Annotated in this window: 12 protein-coding genes; all 12 read right to left on the minus strand. The window is 53.6% G+C overall.

The genetic code is table 11. The annotated features are described in order from the left end of the window. Positions 1–43: 43 nt before the first annotated feature. The 12 genes from MHH82_RS24405 to MHH82_RS24460 all read right to left on the minus strand — a co-directional run bounded on the left by MHH82_RS24405 (position 44) and on the right by MHH82_RS24460 (position 13,317). The gene (locus MHH82_RS24405; RefSeq protein WP_340968234.1) at positions 44–2,047 is read right to left on the minus strand and encodes an AbfB domain-containing protein; all 2,004 of its coding nucleotides are present in this window, start codon (positions 2,045–2,047) and stop codon (positions 44–46) included. A gap of 65 nt (positions 2,048–2,112) precedes the next feature. Next, complete coding sequence (locus MHH82_RS24410; protein ID WP_340968237.1) at positions 2,113–3,069, minus strand: glycoside hydrolase family 43 protein; 957 nt, start codon at positions 3,067–3,069, stop codon at positions 2,113–2,115. Positions 3,070–3,291: 222 nt separating this feature from the next. Next, positions 3,292–4,125 (minus strand): AraC family transcriptional regulator, encoded by an 834-nt coding sequence (locus tag MHH82_RS24415; protein ID WP_340968240.1) that lies wholly within the window; start codon positions 4,123–4,125, stop codon positions 3,292–3,294. Positions 4,126–4,353: 228 nt separating this feature from the next. Further along, positions 4,354–6,114 carry a phosphoenolpyruvate--protein phosphotransferase gene (ptsP, locus tag MHH82_RS24420; protein ID WP_340968243.1) on the minus strand — a complete coding sequence of 587 codons (1,761 nt, stop codon included), beginning with the start codon at positions 6,112–6,114 and terminating at the stop codon, positions 4,354–4,356. After that, the gene (locus MHH82_RS24425) at positions 6,114–6,383 is read right to left on the minus strand and encodes an HPr family phosphocarrier protein (protein WP_009593276.1); all 270 of its coding nucleotides are present in this window, start codon (positions 6,381–6,383) and stop codon (positions 6,114–6,116) included. Before MHH82_RS24425 ends, ptsP begins: the two co-directional genes overlap by 1 nt. 105 nt (positions 6,384–6,488) lie before the next feature. Continuing rightward, positions 6,489–7,223, minus strand: coding sequence for an SIS domain-containing protein (locus MHH82_RS24430; protein WP_340970141.1), 735 nt, complete (start codon positions 7,221–7,223; stop codon positions 6,489–6,491). Between the two features lie 67 nt (positions 7,224–7,290). Further along, on the minus strand, positions 7,291–8,019 hold the full coding sequence (locus MHH82_RS24435) for a creatininase family protein (protein ID WP_015736905.1): 729 nt from the start codon (positions 8,017–8,019) through the stop codon (positions 7,291–7,293). A gap of 15 nt (positions 8,020–8,034) precedes the next feature. Then, on the minus strand, positions 8,035–9,027 hold the full coding sequence (locus MHH82_RS24440) for a phosphotriesterase family protein (protein ID WP_015736906.1): 993 nt from the start codon (positions 9,025–9,027) through the stop codon (positions 8,035–8,037). 141 nt (positions 9,028–9,168) lie between these two features. Beyond that, a complete protein-coding gene (locus MHH82_RS24445; protein WP_015736907.1) occupies positions 9,169–10,464 on the minus strand; it encodes a PTS ascorbate transporter subunit IIC in 1,296 nt (431 codons plus the stop codon). Positions 10,465–10,487: 23 nt separating this feature from the next. Further along, complete coding sequence (locus tag MHH82_RS24450; protein ID WP_009593269.1) at positions 10,488–10,751, minus strand: PTS sugar transporter subunit IIB; 264 nt, start codon at positions 10,749–10,751, stop codon at positions 10,488–10,490. Beyond that, complete coding sequence (locus MHH82_RS24455; RefSeq protein ID WP_015736908.1) at positions 10,748–11,191, minus strand: PTS sugar transporter subunit IIA; 444 nt, start codon at positions 11,189–11,191, stop codon at positions 10,748–10,750. Before MHH82_RS24455 ends, MHH82_RS24450 begins: the two co-directional genes overlap by 4 nt. A 35-nt stretch (positions 11,192–11,226) precedes the next feature. After that, positions 11,227–13,317 (minus strand): BglG family transcription antiterminator, encoded by a 2,091-nt coding sequence (locus MHH82_RS24460; protein ID WP_340968247.1) that lies wholly within the window; start codon positions 13,315–13,317, stop codon positions 11,227–11,229. Positions 13,318–13,605: the final 288 nt, after the last annotated feature.

Raw genomic sequence — 13,605 nt, forward strand, 5'->3', positions numbered from 1 at the left:
CAAGAACAAGCACACAATATTAGGCTTATTCCTTACGTATGAATCACTTCACGTAAAATGTGGCGTCCTTCTGATCCAATTCAGTCGTGATCGGCGAGATCTCCAACATGCCGTCCCGGTGCCTGATAAATGTTCCGGATATGTTATAAGACTCGAAGGAGGCTGCCCATGGACTTGAAAAGCCGGTACGCAACTTCCATGTCGCATCCTGTTTAAACAGAGAGGACTCATTATTGGACTCCAGCCAAATCTTGCCGTCACGATGTCTGAGATATTGACCTGGAAAGGACACCGATTCGATGGAGACGGCGGATGGATCGGCCAGTCCAGGAACCATTCTCCATTGCGATTCACCGCTGTACTGCCCCCCGTCAATCTTCCCTCGGCCGTCATGATAACGAACAAAACTGTTTGCGATGTTAAAGCTCTCGAACTGATTGACCGGAATTTCCGCATCCACCCGCACCGCTTTCCAATTCTGCGTATCCAAACCGTTGGCCGTCCATTGAATGACCTTGGTACCGGCCGGAGCGCCGGCACCCGCATTGTCCAGCATCAATCCGCTGCGCTCGTTCATGCTGTTGTAGTATCCGTTGCCCTTGTGCGTAAATTTCCACCTCTGAGTATCCCATTCATTATTCGTCCACATGATCACGTTTGTACCCGGTGTCGTGGCTCCGTTGGGATTATCCAGGATCAGGCTGTTGTTTACATTCATTGCCCGGAAGAAGCCGCCGTTTCTGTAATCCAACCGCCACCACTGGGTATCTTCCCCGAGATCGTTCCACTGGATGACGTTTGTCCCGGCCGGCGAACCGCCGCCGGCATTATCCAGAAGAAGCTGGTTATTCTGATTGACCAGCTTATAGGTCCCCCCGGATACAATGGAGAATTCCTTGTCCACCTGGGCTACATTGGCGCGGATTTCATTCCGGCTCCCTACTTTTACGGTATTGACCTCCAGGAGCAATGACGGGCCTAGCGGCAGCAGCGTTCCGCTCCAGGCAGCCGGTGTGCTCTGATTAGTCCCTTTTACGGTCAGCGGGGCGTCCATTTGCGTCCAGGTCGCTCCGTAATCGGCGCTCGTAAACATTTTGTTAGCGGAAGAAACCACATCCGTCATGCCCCGAACGTAAAAGCGGCCATTCGCGGTTCCGTCATCGATGTAAGCAACCTCCGGTGTCTGGGATGCGCGATATATTCCTGTTCCTACAACCTCCCCCAGATCCGTCGGGCTTCCCCAATTGATGCCATCAGGTGAGGTTTTGAACCGGACCGCAAAGTTAGGGGCTGCCCCCAGCATCTCAAAAAACATGAAATAGCTTCCGTTCTTCGCTTGTATGACCCGCGGCATCCCCGGACGCCAATTCCAATCTGCCTGATTGCCCACAATGATGCTGTAATTTCCCCAGGTCAGTCCACCGTCACTGGAAATCTCCTGCGCGATTGCCTGGTTATACCCCGGTTTCCGCTCATCCGAGTAATAGCAAATCAACCGGCCATCGGCCGTGATCGCAAACTCCGGCTCCCATGTACGCTTTGTCCCCTCGGTTCCCCTTGCAGCCAGGTTGCTGTGAAACTGCCAAGTGGCGCCGTTGTCCGTGCTTCTCCAGATATGAATCGTATACGGTGCGGAGTTGTCCCAATCCGTGGATGCAAACAATAAGGTTCCTGCCGGATAATCCCCAACCTGCTGAGGCAGTACATACAGCGTTGTCATGCCTTGCAGATTCCGGTTCAGTCCGTAATCATTCGGATCAATTTCACTGAATAAGGACCAGGTTGCCCCGTTATCCGTGCTCTTGTAAAAGGGAAAGGGCTGCATGCCGCTCCATCCTGCGTTGCCGGGAAACCGCGGGGTGAAGGTGGTCAGAATATCTCCATTATCAAGCTTGACCGCCCTTACATAATAAGGCTCCGGTTCAGCCGGATTACTATATACAACCGTTCCGATAGCAGCCGCCTGCGCCGTTGGCGCGGCTAAGGTTGACATGAACAGCATAACGATGACTGCAAGCAGCCCAAAACGTTTCAGCCTAGTATTCATCTCGATCCCTCCATAATAGATAATGGATCATTTCATATGCAAACCTGTTTAAAGGCGTTCATTGATCACTCCCCCGATGGTACGGGCTGATGATGCGCATCGCTCCAAGGAACCCCGAAATCAGGCGTCCCATCAAGTTTCCAACCGAATTTCTGTATGCGCGTCGAGCGGATGCTCGCATCGGCGTCGGCTGAAGGAAGCGCATGGAAGACGATCCAGTCCTCTTGATCATCCGGAGATCTCGTAAAGCTGTTGTGGCCGGTCGCATAGACTCCATTCTCTATACTTTTGCGAAAAACAGGCTCCATCGACTTTTGCCATGAAGCCGGATCCATCGGATCGGCATCTTCATCCATCGTCAACATTCCCAGGGCATAATCCTCGGACCAGGTCGTGCTGGCGGAATAAACCAGAAAAATGCGGCCGTTCCTATGCAGCGTGACGGGACCTTCATTAATGGCCATTCCGCCTTGTTTTTCCCACGTAAGCGTTGGAGCCGTTAGCAAGCGGTGTTCCCCGGTCAATGTCCAAGGATTAGCCATTTGCGCAATATAAATAGCAGATCCGTATTCGGGAAAATGTCCGTATCCGGCATATAGAAAATAAAGCCGATTCCGTACCGTCATCACGGTGCCGTCCAAGCCCGGAACGGGAGTCTTCATCGCCCCTTTCCAAACCCATTCGCCTTCGAGCGGATCGCTATGTTCGTTCTCCAGCACGCATAGCCCCCGCGATTCGTCTCCTCCGCCATCGTTAGCCGTATAGTAGATGTACCATTTGTCATTCAGATCGTGTATTTCCGGTGCCCACAAGTTATAGCTGTAGGGACCTCCCGGTTCTGGAGACCATATGGTCTTCCTTCGGCCCTCTGCAAGTCCGGTCAAGGTGGAGGATCGGGTAAGTTCCAGGCGACCCGGCTGCGTGGACATAAAGTAATAATAGCCATCCGTGTGCTTCAGCACCCAAGGATCGGCTGCGTTTAATACGATTGGATTGCTAAACGTCGTTGTGCGATTTGACATGCTCTCTCTCCTTTTATCCCTTCATTCCAGTCAAGGTAAAGCCTTCAGCGAAGTCCCCCCTTCGGTTTATTCCTACTTTCATTAATTATCAGGGATGAATTCTGGGCAAACAATTATGAAAACGCTTTAGTATATATGCAAAATAAAGCAATACCGAATCGTTTTCGACGGTCGAAAAAGAAAAGGGCCGCCCTGACGGACGGTCCTCATAAACGATTCGATTCATGGATTCTGCTTACGCCATTCAAGCGGTGTGGCTCCATTCGCTTTCGTAAAGAACTCATAAAACCGACTGGAAGAGGTAAAGCCCACCTCGGCGGAGATCGATTCGATCGCCTTATCGGTTTGTCGCAACAGCCGTTTAGCCTCCATCAAACGAAGGTTGATGATATACTGCTTTGGCGAGACGCCGAAGGATTCCGAGAACTTCCTGCGAAGATTGCTTTCGGAAATAAAATGGCGAGCTGCGAGCTCGTTAACCGTAATTTGTGTATGATAGCTGCTATGAATTTCTTTTAATATCGCTTCCAATACGACTTGATCGGTACCTGCCGCCCTTATCGACGTTTCCCTGTTACGCTGGAATATCAGCAAGGTTGTCTCAAAGGCAATCCGCATCATGTTGTAGGCATCGATGTCTTGCCTCTTGGAATTCCATTCTTTCTCCAGCTGAAAAAAACTGATTTCCGCCCACCGCATATCATCTTCGTGAAGATGGGCGCTCCGGATCCGATGTGGTTTGGACTCTATTTCATGAAAGAGGTATTGGCAATGGACCGGAAGCCTATCGTGGAAGAAATGAACGGATATCCCCTGCCAAGGCCTCGTACAAACGAAGCCGTGATGAAGCCGGGCAGGTATCAGGATAAGATCGCCGGCAGCTACCTTGATATTCTGTTCAGAAGAGCTGTAGTACCCTTCCCCATCCAATACCAGCGTCAGCTCATCGTATTCATGGGCATGTGACTGGAAGAGGCCCTCTCCCTGCTCGGCCTGAAAGGTGTGAGGCTTAAAGCGCTCCATACTGATCACAAAGCTCTTTTCACTGTTTTCCATGTTCCATCCTCTTTCTATGAGGCTTCTAATAGGCAGTCCTTCTCTATTCATTCTATGAAGTCCTCCGAAACTGGTCAATAAATATCGAGGTCCCCTGGTTGTTCTGACATGGCTTGGTGTGAAACATTGAAGCGAATAAGACTAAAAACCCTTGATGAATCATCAAGGGTTTTTTTCTTGCGGAGCCGCGAACGGAATCGCTACACTATGAAATTCTCGAAGATGAAATCAGCAGGGAATCTTAGCGCTGCAAAATGCCTCCAGCTCCTGACGAACGGCTTGGGGCGTGTCCAGGCGAAGAATGCGTCCCGCCAGATCGCGGCATTCCGCTCGATCCAATCCTTCGAGCCTTTCCTTGATCGAGCTGAGCCTGCCAGCCTCCATGCTCCATTCGTCAAGTCCCAGACCGAGCAAGAGCGGTGCGGCCAACGGGTCGCCCGCCATGCTGCCGCACATGCCGGTCCATTTACCGGCCTTATGGGAAGCATCGATCACCGTTCGGATGAGCTGAAGCACGGCGGGATGGAAATAATCGTACAGGTGTGCTACGTGTTCGTTCATGCGATCCGCGGCAACCGTGTACTGAACGAGATCGTTCGTACCGATGCTGAAGAAATCGACTTCGTCCGCGAAAAGTCCTGCCAACACGGCCGTGGAGGGAATCTCGACCATAATGCCGACTTCCATCTTCTCGTCGAACGGTACGCCCTCCTCCCTCAATTCACCCTGCACTTCCGCCAGGATGGATCTCGCCTGCCTCCATTCTTGCAAACCGGAGATCATCGGGAACATGACCTTCACCGTACCGAAGGCGCTGGCCCGCAGCACGGCCCGCAGCTGCGTGCGCAGCAGTTCCTGGCGGACAAGCCCTACCCGTATTGCACGGTAACCCAGGAAGGGATTCGTTTCCTTTGGCAGCTGCAGGTACGGAAGCTCCTTGTCTCCGCCGATGTCCATCGTGCGGATGATCACGGGGCGGCCCTCCATCTGCCGGGCCGCTTCCTGATACGCACGGAACTGCTCCTCCTCGCCCGGCATGGCCGTGGCGTTCATGAACAGGAACTCCGTGCGGAACAGCCCCACGCCGTCCGCGCCCTGCCGGACGGCGGCCTCGGCTTCCGCGGCGCTGCCGATGTTCGCCGCGAGCTCCACGCGCGTACCGTCGGCGGTCACCGCCGGACGCGCAATGTATTCCTCGAGCGACTGCCTGCGCTCGAGGTCCTGCTGCATGCGGAGCCGATGCTGCTCCGCCTCCGCCGCTTCCGGCCGGGCGATGCACAGCCCGGCTGATCCGTCGAGGACGAGCAGATCGCCGTCCTCGATGCCGTCGATCCCGTCTCCCGCGCCGACGACAGCGGCAATGCCGAGCGACCGCGCGAGAATCGCAGTATGCGAGGTTGCTCCCCCGGTACGGGTGATAAAGCCGACCACCAAGGCAGGGTCCAGCTGCACCGTATCCGAAGGCGTCAAATCGTCGGCAACGAGAATCACCGGCTCGGTGATTCCGGCAAGTCCCTGCGATTGTCCAGGCGACAGACAGGCGAGAAGACGGCCGCCGATATCGCGGATGTCGGTTGCGCGCTCCTTCATATAATCATTGCTCATGCCTTCAAACATGGAGGCGACTTGGTTGACAACCTCGGCAACGGCCCTCGGGGCCGTCTCCAATTTCTCCCGGATCCGCGCCTCCATCTTCGGGTAGAAGGCCGGATCGTCCAGCAGCTTTCGGTGTCCCGCAAGAATGCCCGCTTGCTCTTCGCCTACCGCTTCCTTCGCTTTCTCAATCAGCTTCTCCATTTGCTCGGCGCAGCCCGCTTTGGCTTCGCGAAGCTTATGAAGCTCGTCTTGGACCGCAGCCGAGGTATCGGGAATATAATTCCGTTCGGGGCTGCTTTCGCCGCTGGCCCCCACCGAAGATTTGTAGATATAGGCCTTTGCAATCCGGATACCCTCCGATACGCCGATTCCTTGAATATCCAGCCTATTCATCAGGCTTCACCAAACTTGCTTTCGACGAGCTGTATCAGGGCTTCGACGACTTCTTGTTCACCGTCTCCGTTTGCTTCGATGGTCACGACGGCTCCTTGTTCAATGCCAAGCGTCATCAGCTCCAGCATGCTCTTGCCATCCGCCGAGCGACCTTCGTTTGTCTTCAGACGAACCTCTCCTCCAAATTGTCCTGCTTTTTCCGAGAATAGCTGAGCCGGACGTACATGAAAGCCCTGCTCATTCTGTATGGTTACCGTTTGTGTGAACATGTCTTTCCTCCTCATCCTGTAACCGCCAGCCCGGGGCTGTTACTTACTGAAACGTAAAGTTGCGGTTTCTCTGTTGTTTCCTGCCGTTCATCCGCTCGACCCTTGTCAGGCCAGTAAGGTTATCCGGCCTTTATACACCTCGACCAGCGCTTGGTTGTGCTCATCGGAGCCGTCGATATTTCCGCTAAGAAATACAGGGGGGTTAAAGCCTTGTTCAATCATAATCTCAATGGATTCGGCGAACAGGGCGTTCAAAATCAAGGCTCCGATCACTGTCGAGCTCGGGGTAAAGGGGACCTGAAGGCCGGGATGGCTCAATACCGCATCGCCCTTGACCGAGAAATTGTCGATCACCAGATCCGCGGCATCCGCCAGGTGCTTGCCGCTGCTGTGCCGGGACGGCATGCTTTTGGAATATTCCAGTGAGGTAATGCCTACGGTGAAGGCCCCCTTTTCCTTCGCCATCAAAGCGACATCCACGGGAACCGGATTGCGGCCCGAGGTGGACAGGACGAATACGACCTCTCCCTTGCGGATGTCCTGCTTGCTCATGAATTCGACGGCAAGATCGTTTTGTCTTTCCAGCTCGGACGAACGTACCGCGCCTTCATGCAGCATCAGCTTCTCTATGAGAATCGGACGGATCGGTACGAGTCCGCCTGCCCGGTAGAAGACTTCCTCGGTCAATATATGCGAATGCCCGCAGCCGAACAGATGAATAATGCCGCCCTGCTGAATACAGGCCGCCACCTTTTCCGCCGCTTCACGTATCGACTTGGCCTGCTCCGCTCGTACTTTGTCAAACAACCCGCCAATCACATCAAAATAGGTGTCCATCATCATCGCTTTCACCTCGTGGTTCCTGTATTTGTATAGATTTCTGTTATTCTTCCGCGAGTGAAAGGGTTCATATCGCTTTTTTCGCCCGGAGTACCATGTCGGCCATGACTTCCAGGCTTCGCTCGATAATCCGCTCTCCCTTCTCCCTCGTTGCCAACGTTGCATCCCCAAGCACCGCGGAAGCCGTCATTTCCTCCCAGGGTGTAGGCGTGAAGTCCGCTTCAATCGGGATGTGCGGAGCGCCGTCGATCGCCTTGCTCATGTCCACGTATTCGCCCGCAAGATACAGCATGTAGGACGTCTCGATTTCATCGGCATGCATGTAGCTGCCGTGAGCGGCCGAAGCCTCGCGTACCTCCGCCGTGATTTCCTTCGTGCCTGGATAAAAGAAGTAGAACACCTTCAATTCGGGTACCCGTTCGTATAAAATTCTCGCCGCTTCCTTCAGCGCAACCGCATTGCCGAGATGGCCGTTGACCATGATGAATATGCGGAATCCCTGATGATATATACTCTCGCCGATATCGGCAAGCAGCCGGATGAGCGCTTCGTTCGACACGTTGATGCTTCCCGGAAAATTGCGCAGACTCCACACTTGACCATAAGGAAGGGTCGGCAGAACGAAGCTGTCCGTCCGTTCCGCCAATTTGTCCGCGAGCCTGGACGCAAGCAGGTTATCCGTGCCCAGCGGCAGATGGGGACCATGCGCTTCAACGGCACCGATTGGAAGTATGGCCGCGCCGAGTTTGCGGATTTTCTCCTCCACCTCAACCGAATTCTCGAGTTCGAATTTCATGACGCTAAGCCCCCCTTACTTTTTGAATGAGAAGCAGTCGGCCGGATTGCTGACGAAAAATTTCTCCACCAGCTTCCGGCCGTCAAAGCCGCTGCGATTCGCCTCATCTACAAAGCGCGGCACCCATTTGGAAATAATATACTCCAGCCCGAGACCGTAATCGTAATGCTTGTAGTAGGTTTTACGGGCGGTATCTCCGCTGATGAGAATCTGATCCTCATAGCCTTTTCGGACAAGCTCCAGAATCAGCGAGATGCGGGTGCTTTCCGGCGCATACTTGATTTTGCCGATACCGTCAAAGCTCATGTAGGCTCCGGTTGCGGCGATTTGCTCATGGTAATACGGGTCGGGGTTCCGGTCCATATGCCCTAAACTCAAGTAGGATAGATCCACGCCTTCGCTTTTTAGGAGTTCGATTTGCTCCAGCGCCATGGTGCCGACTTCCGTATGGGAGTGGATGGGGGCTTTTGTTTCGTGATGAGCGCGGGCTACAGCGCGCAGCGTCTTCTCCTCCAGCGGCGTGATGCGGTTATAGCCTGTCCCGAACTTAACCTGGCCTGCTTTGAATGGCGTGCCTTCCAGCCCTTCTTCCACCTCCCGGATGACGAAATCCGCCAGCTCGTTGATGCTTTTGGCCTCGATCCACTGCGCATAACTCTCATAATCGCCGATCAGCGGCTTCAGCTCCTCTTTGATTTTGGCATCCCACAGGAAGCTTTTATTGAAGCCCGCCGTTCCTACAATGCGAATGCCGGTTTCAAGCGCGATTTCCTGCACCGCTTGAACATCCCGTCCATAATCGACGGCTGTAGCATCCACGATGGAGCATCCGCCGTGTTGTTTGAAATCCAGAACGTCGCGCTTGGACTTCTCTTTATCATCCAACAGCAAATCGTCCACTCCCCGTTCCTGCCAGTAGGCCGGACGGCATACGATATGTTCATGGGAATACGTAAAGCCCAATTCCTCTTTGCTGATATCTCCATGCAAGGTACGGATAAAGCCCATATCGTTTCTCCTCCACTCTCTATAAAATAAGAACCTGACCGATTCATAAAAGTGCATGTTCAAAAAAGCCGGCTTCTCTCAACGCCTTAGACCGCTTTCTGATCTATCTCGTGATCCAAAGCCGACTTTTTTGTTTAACCTCTAAAAGAACAGTTTCGCCAGGAAGTGCAGAATCGGTCCGATGATGAACATGTCGGAATCGGCTGCCCACATGGCCGTATCCGGCACCGTCGAGGCGATAAAGAAGCGGACCATCAGGAACTGACCCCAAGCGACTACGGTTGACGTGATGAAGCCGCCGATCACGGCACCGCGGACACCGCCTGTCGAGTTCCCGAACACCCCTGCCGTAGCGCCGTGGAAGAATAGAACGATCATCGTCGGCACAAAGATGTAAGAAACGGTGTTGCCCAGTACGAGCAGCCAGATAATCGCGCCACCGAAAGCTCCCAGGAAGCCAAGCACCACCGCATTCGGCGCGTAAGGGTATACGACTGGCGCATCCAGTGCCGGTTTGGCGCCTGGCACGAGTTTGGTAGCAATCCCGTTGAAGGCCGGCACCAGCTCGCCGACAAACATCCGGACCCCCATCAGAACGATGGCGATTCCGCCTGCGAACGTGAACGATTGGATAATGGAATAGATGATAAAGTTCTGGTCACCCGATTGTTTCATCAGTTCTGCCGCAGCCGGCGTGCCCTTCGTCGAGAGAATAATGGCCCCGATCAGGAATAACACGCCCATGCTGAGCGCCGTGATGACGTTGGAATCGCGAAGAAATTCGAAGCCTTTCGGTACTTTGATTTTCTCGGAATCGTTGTTTTTGTTGCCGAGCAATTTGCCGAACAAGGCAGCCAATAGCGCAACCGAAGCCGACGTGTGTCCAAGCGCAATGTTATCGTTGCCCGTGATTTTACGCAGGAACGGCTGAACCAGCGCCGGCTGGAACGTCCAGTACACCCCAAGAACCACGGCGATCATCAGTACCAGCTTCCAGATCGGAATTCCGCTGGACGCATGGACGATGACGCCCGCAAAAACGGTCGACGTCCAGAACATCATGTGCCCGGTCAGATAAATAAATTTAAACCGGGTGAAGCGTGCCAGCAGAACGTTAATCAGAAAGCCGATGAGCATGGCAAGCGTAACGGCGCTGCCGAATTTGGAATTGAATGCCTCCTGCCCCATAAAGGTACCGAGGGATCCGCTTTCCAATCCGAAGACTTCTTTCCACATCGGCTCGAATACGTTCAAGGCTTTTACGATAACGTCAGAGCCTGCGCCGATGATGAGGAAGCCGATGATCGCTTTAAAGGTGCCGCTTACGAGCTGACTCGTTGATTTCTTCTGCAGCAGCAGGCCGATCAGAACGATAAACCCGAGCAGAATGGCCGGCGTTCCAAAAATGTTGGTAGCGATCCAAAAAAGTACGTCCATAAGCCCTCTTCCTTTCTAATGGTTTACAGCACTTCTTCCAGCTTCTGTTTGATCTCGTCGTTGTCAAAATAGTTGTTGACGATAACGACCTTGGCTTCATGCCCTTGCAGGCTTTGTGCCAGCTCGTTGCTTGTAATGATATAATCGGCTGCGGTACCCGAAGCCGTCGAAACGTCCGTGTGCTCCACGTCGGCGTTTACTCCCATGCCGTTCAGCACATTCTCCACATTCATTCTCAGAATCAAGCTGGTTCCTTGTCCTAATCCGCATACGCATAAAATTTTCATTGTTCGTTCCCCCTAATTAGTTGTTGGATTGACTCTATATCAGATGCCTGCTTGAATAGCTCCACGTTGTCCGGATTGCTGAGCAATGTCGTCAGCTTGCGCAGCATGGCGATATGCTCCGAGCTTGAGGAGCCGCCGAGCGCGAATACAAGCTGGACCGGGTCATTGGCGGCATGGCCAAAAACGACGGGTGTCTTCAATCGAAGCAGCGAGACGGAGGCTTCCCTCACTCCGTCCTCCGCACGGGCATGCGGTAGGGCGATGTGCGGCGCAAGAACAAAATACGGCCCTTTGTCACGATACGATTCCACCATGGCATCGGCATAACGTTCTTCCGCCGCTCCGGCATTCGCCAGCAGCGCCCCTGCCAAACGGATCGCTTCTTCCGCCGTCTCGGCCTCAACATCCAAGGCAATTAGTGACGGTTCCAAAAATTTCATTCTCATCTCTCCCAAATCCGGTATTCTGTTCGGTGCTAAGGACCGGTTTGTAATTGTTGAAGGATCTGTTCTTTCGTCCTGGCCTCTTTCAGTCGGATCAGGTTTTCCTTATCTCTCAGCAGGAGCGTCAGCTCCGACAGTGCTTTCAGGTGGGATTCGCCGTCAATCGCCGCCAGGACCAGAATGATCTGCACCTGGTGGCGCGCTTCCTCCGAGAAGGCGACGGGCTGCTCCAGCCGGAGCAGACTGATCCCAAGCCGCCGGACTCCATCCTGCGGCTTGCCGTGCGCGATGGCGATGCCAGGTGCTACGACAATGTAAGGGCCGAGCGCTTCCACTTTGGAGATCATCGCATCAATGTAAGCCTCTTCGATGCGTCCATCCTTCAGCAGCGGTTCGGAGGCTTCGCGTATGGCGCTCCGCCAATCTGTCGCTTCTCTGTTCATCCGAATCATTTGCTCGGTGAGCAGATCCGTCAGAGATGGCTTGCGAGCCTCGCTGAGCCAAGTTTTCCCTAAGGACATGTAGCGGTTAAGCTCCTCCGCAAGTCCGGCTTCATCCCTTACCGCCGCGTATTTATGGACGATGTCCAGCAGCGCTTGAACCGTGTTGGCCTGGGTTCTTGATTTGCGTCCGGAAACCATGTTGATCTGGTTAAGCAAATGCTCTTTATCCTTATCGCTCAGAATCGGATTCACCAGGAGAACGGGCACTTTGCTGTCCGGGAGCGGTACCGTCGAGAATATAAAATCGACATCTTCTTCGCGAAACGACTCATAATCGCGGAGCGACAATACGGCTGTGATGTCCACTGCCGAGAACAGGTTCTCCAGCTGCGATTTCAGCATCCGCGATGCGGAAATGCCGTTCACGCAGACGATGGCGGCCTGCCGCCTTACGGCCGGCTTCGTATTCTCTCTGCGCAGCCAACCGCCGAAGTGCATGGCGAGGTATCCGATCTCGTGATCGTCAAGTTTACGTCCAACCAACTGCTCGAACGGTGCGGCGGAACGGCGGGTAAGCTCGAATACTTCCCCGTACTTGGAACGGATATTTTCGAGCAGCGGATTTTCCAGGCTGAGACCATACAAGATCCGGTAATAAGCCGGTTTCAAGTGGACCAGCAGATTCTCCTCCATGGCTTCCCGGTTCGGCAGAAATACGCAGGCATAACGTTGAAAATGGTCGGTCATCTCCGTCGTCACGTTCCGAAGCTGCTTCAGCACTTCTTCGGACCCCGTCATCTGTTCCATCCGGTTGACTCTCGCCCCCAGCAGATGCATCGCGAAATAGCAGACCTCATCATCCGGAACGGAAACGCCGAACATTTGCCCGAGGCCTTCCGCAATACGCGCGGCAGCTTCATACTCTGGCGTCCTCCGCAGAACGCTTCGTTCATCATCGTCGATCGAGACCCATTGAGCGGTTTGAATCCGTCTTACATACAACAGAAAGCGGGCGGTCAGATGAAACAGCATCTCATCCGTCAAATCTACGCCCAGCGTGATCTCGCTATCCGAGATCAGGCGATAGACTTGCTCCAAACCTCCCTCTTCCATAGGCGGAAACAGGAGTGGGGCAAGATCGGGAACTCCCGATTCCGGGTTCAAGTTGAATGCCTGTTCCCAGCCCGCATGACCGAAAATCTGCCCGAAGTAATGGCTCAGCGTCTTCCGCTTGTCCCGCTCCTCCCCTTGTACGCCGTAGCCCCGCTTACGGTCGTAGGTTACCTTGAGTTTTACGGACTTCATCTCCGAGCGGACCATGTTCAAATCCTTGAGCACGGTGCCGCGGCTAACCTGCAGAAGTTCGGTCAGATGGTGAACGAAGAGCGGACTCTCCGCCGACAGCAGGTAAAGCGACATCCAGGCCAGCCTTTCGCGCGGAGACAAATAATACTGCTGTGCATGGGGCTTTTCATTCAACTGCGGAAGCCCCGCCCGGCTTTCTTCAGGCAAATAGTAGCCTGCTGTCCTGACATATTGGACCGATGGAAGTTGAACCGCTTTCAACCAGTCGTTTATTTTTTCCATATCATAGTAAACGGTTCGTCTGGAGATGCCGAGCTTCTGCATCAGTTCTTCCAGCGATACATAATCGGCTGCCTCATGGAGCAGCGTCAACATCTTGGTACTGCGTTCATCCAGAATACGGCATCAACTCCTTTGCCGTTAGTTTCGTGCTTTTTGCAATTTGATTATACCTATAGGCAATTGTTCAAGGACAGTTCAATTCATGGAACCCGATTTGTGCAAAAATGTACTCTAGTGAAATGGGCAAAAAAAAGACAGGCCCCATGGCCTGTATAAGATATGGTTCAACTTTGCGACTGCCCGGTTCATCGTGTCTTGGCAAAAATCGCATCCTTTCATTCGGCACGGTCAGTTTTCACGAACCGGTCATCATCGGTGTTT

The organism is Bacillus sp. FSL K6-6540 (genome assembly GCF_038007545.1).

Excerpts from the sequence above, each read along its gene's own strand:
- MHH82_RS24405 (WP_340968234.1), bottom strand. The coding sequence starts at position 2,047 with ATGAATACTAGGCTGAAACGTTTTGGGCTGCTTGCAGTCATCGTTATG.
- MHH82_RS24410 (WP_340968237.1), bottom strand. The coding sequence starts at position 3,069 with ATGTCAAATCGCACAACGACGTTTAGCAATCCAATCGTATTAAACGCA.
- MHH82_RS24415 (WP_340968240.1), bottom strand. The coding sequence starts at position 4,125 with ATGGAAAACAGTGAAAAGAGCTTTGTGATCAGTATGGAGCGCTTTAAG.
- ptsP (WP_340968243.1), bottom strand. The coding sequence starts at position 6,114 with ATGAATAGGCTGGATATTCAAGGAATCGGCGTATCGGAGGGTATCCGG.
- MHH82_RS24425 (WP_009593276.1), bottom strand. The coding sequence starts at position 6,383 with ATGTTCACACAAACGGTAACCATACAGAATGAGCAGGGCTTTCATGTA.
- MHH82_RS24430 (WP_340970141.1), bottom strand. The coding sequence starts at position 7,223 with ATGATGGACACCTATTTTGATGTGATTGGCGGGTTGTTTGACAAAGTA.
- MHH82_RS24435 (WP_015736905.1), bottom strand. The coding sequence starts at position 8,019 with ATGAAATTCGAACTCGAGAATTCGGTTGAGGTGGAGGAGAAAATCCGC.
- MHH82_RS24440 (WP_015736906.1), bottom strand. The coding sequence starts at position 9,027 with ATGGGCTTTATCCGTACCTTGCATGGAGATATCAGCAAAGAGGAATTG.
- MHH82_RS24445 (WP_015736907.1), bottom strand. The coding sequence starts at position 10,464 with ATGGACGTACTTTTTTGGATCGCTACCAACATTTTTGGAACGCCGGCC.
- MHH82_RS24450 (WP_009593269.1), bottom strand. The coding sequence starts at position 10,751 with ATGAAAATTTTATGCGTATGCGGATTAGGACAAGGAACCAGCTTGATT.
- MHH82_RS24455 (WP_015736908.1), bottom strand. The coding sequence starts at position 11,191 with ATGAAATTTTTGGAACCGTCACTAATTGCCTTGGATGTTGAGGCCGAG.
- MHH82_RS24460 (WP_340968247.1), bottom strand. The coding sequence starts at position 13,317 with ATGTTGACGCTGCTCCATGAGGCAGCCGATTATGTATCGCTGGAAGAA.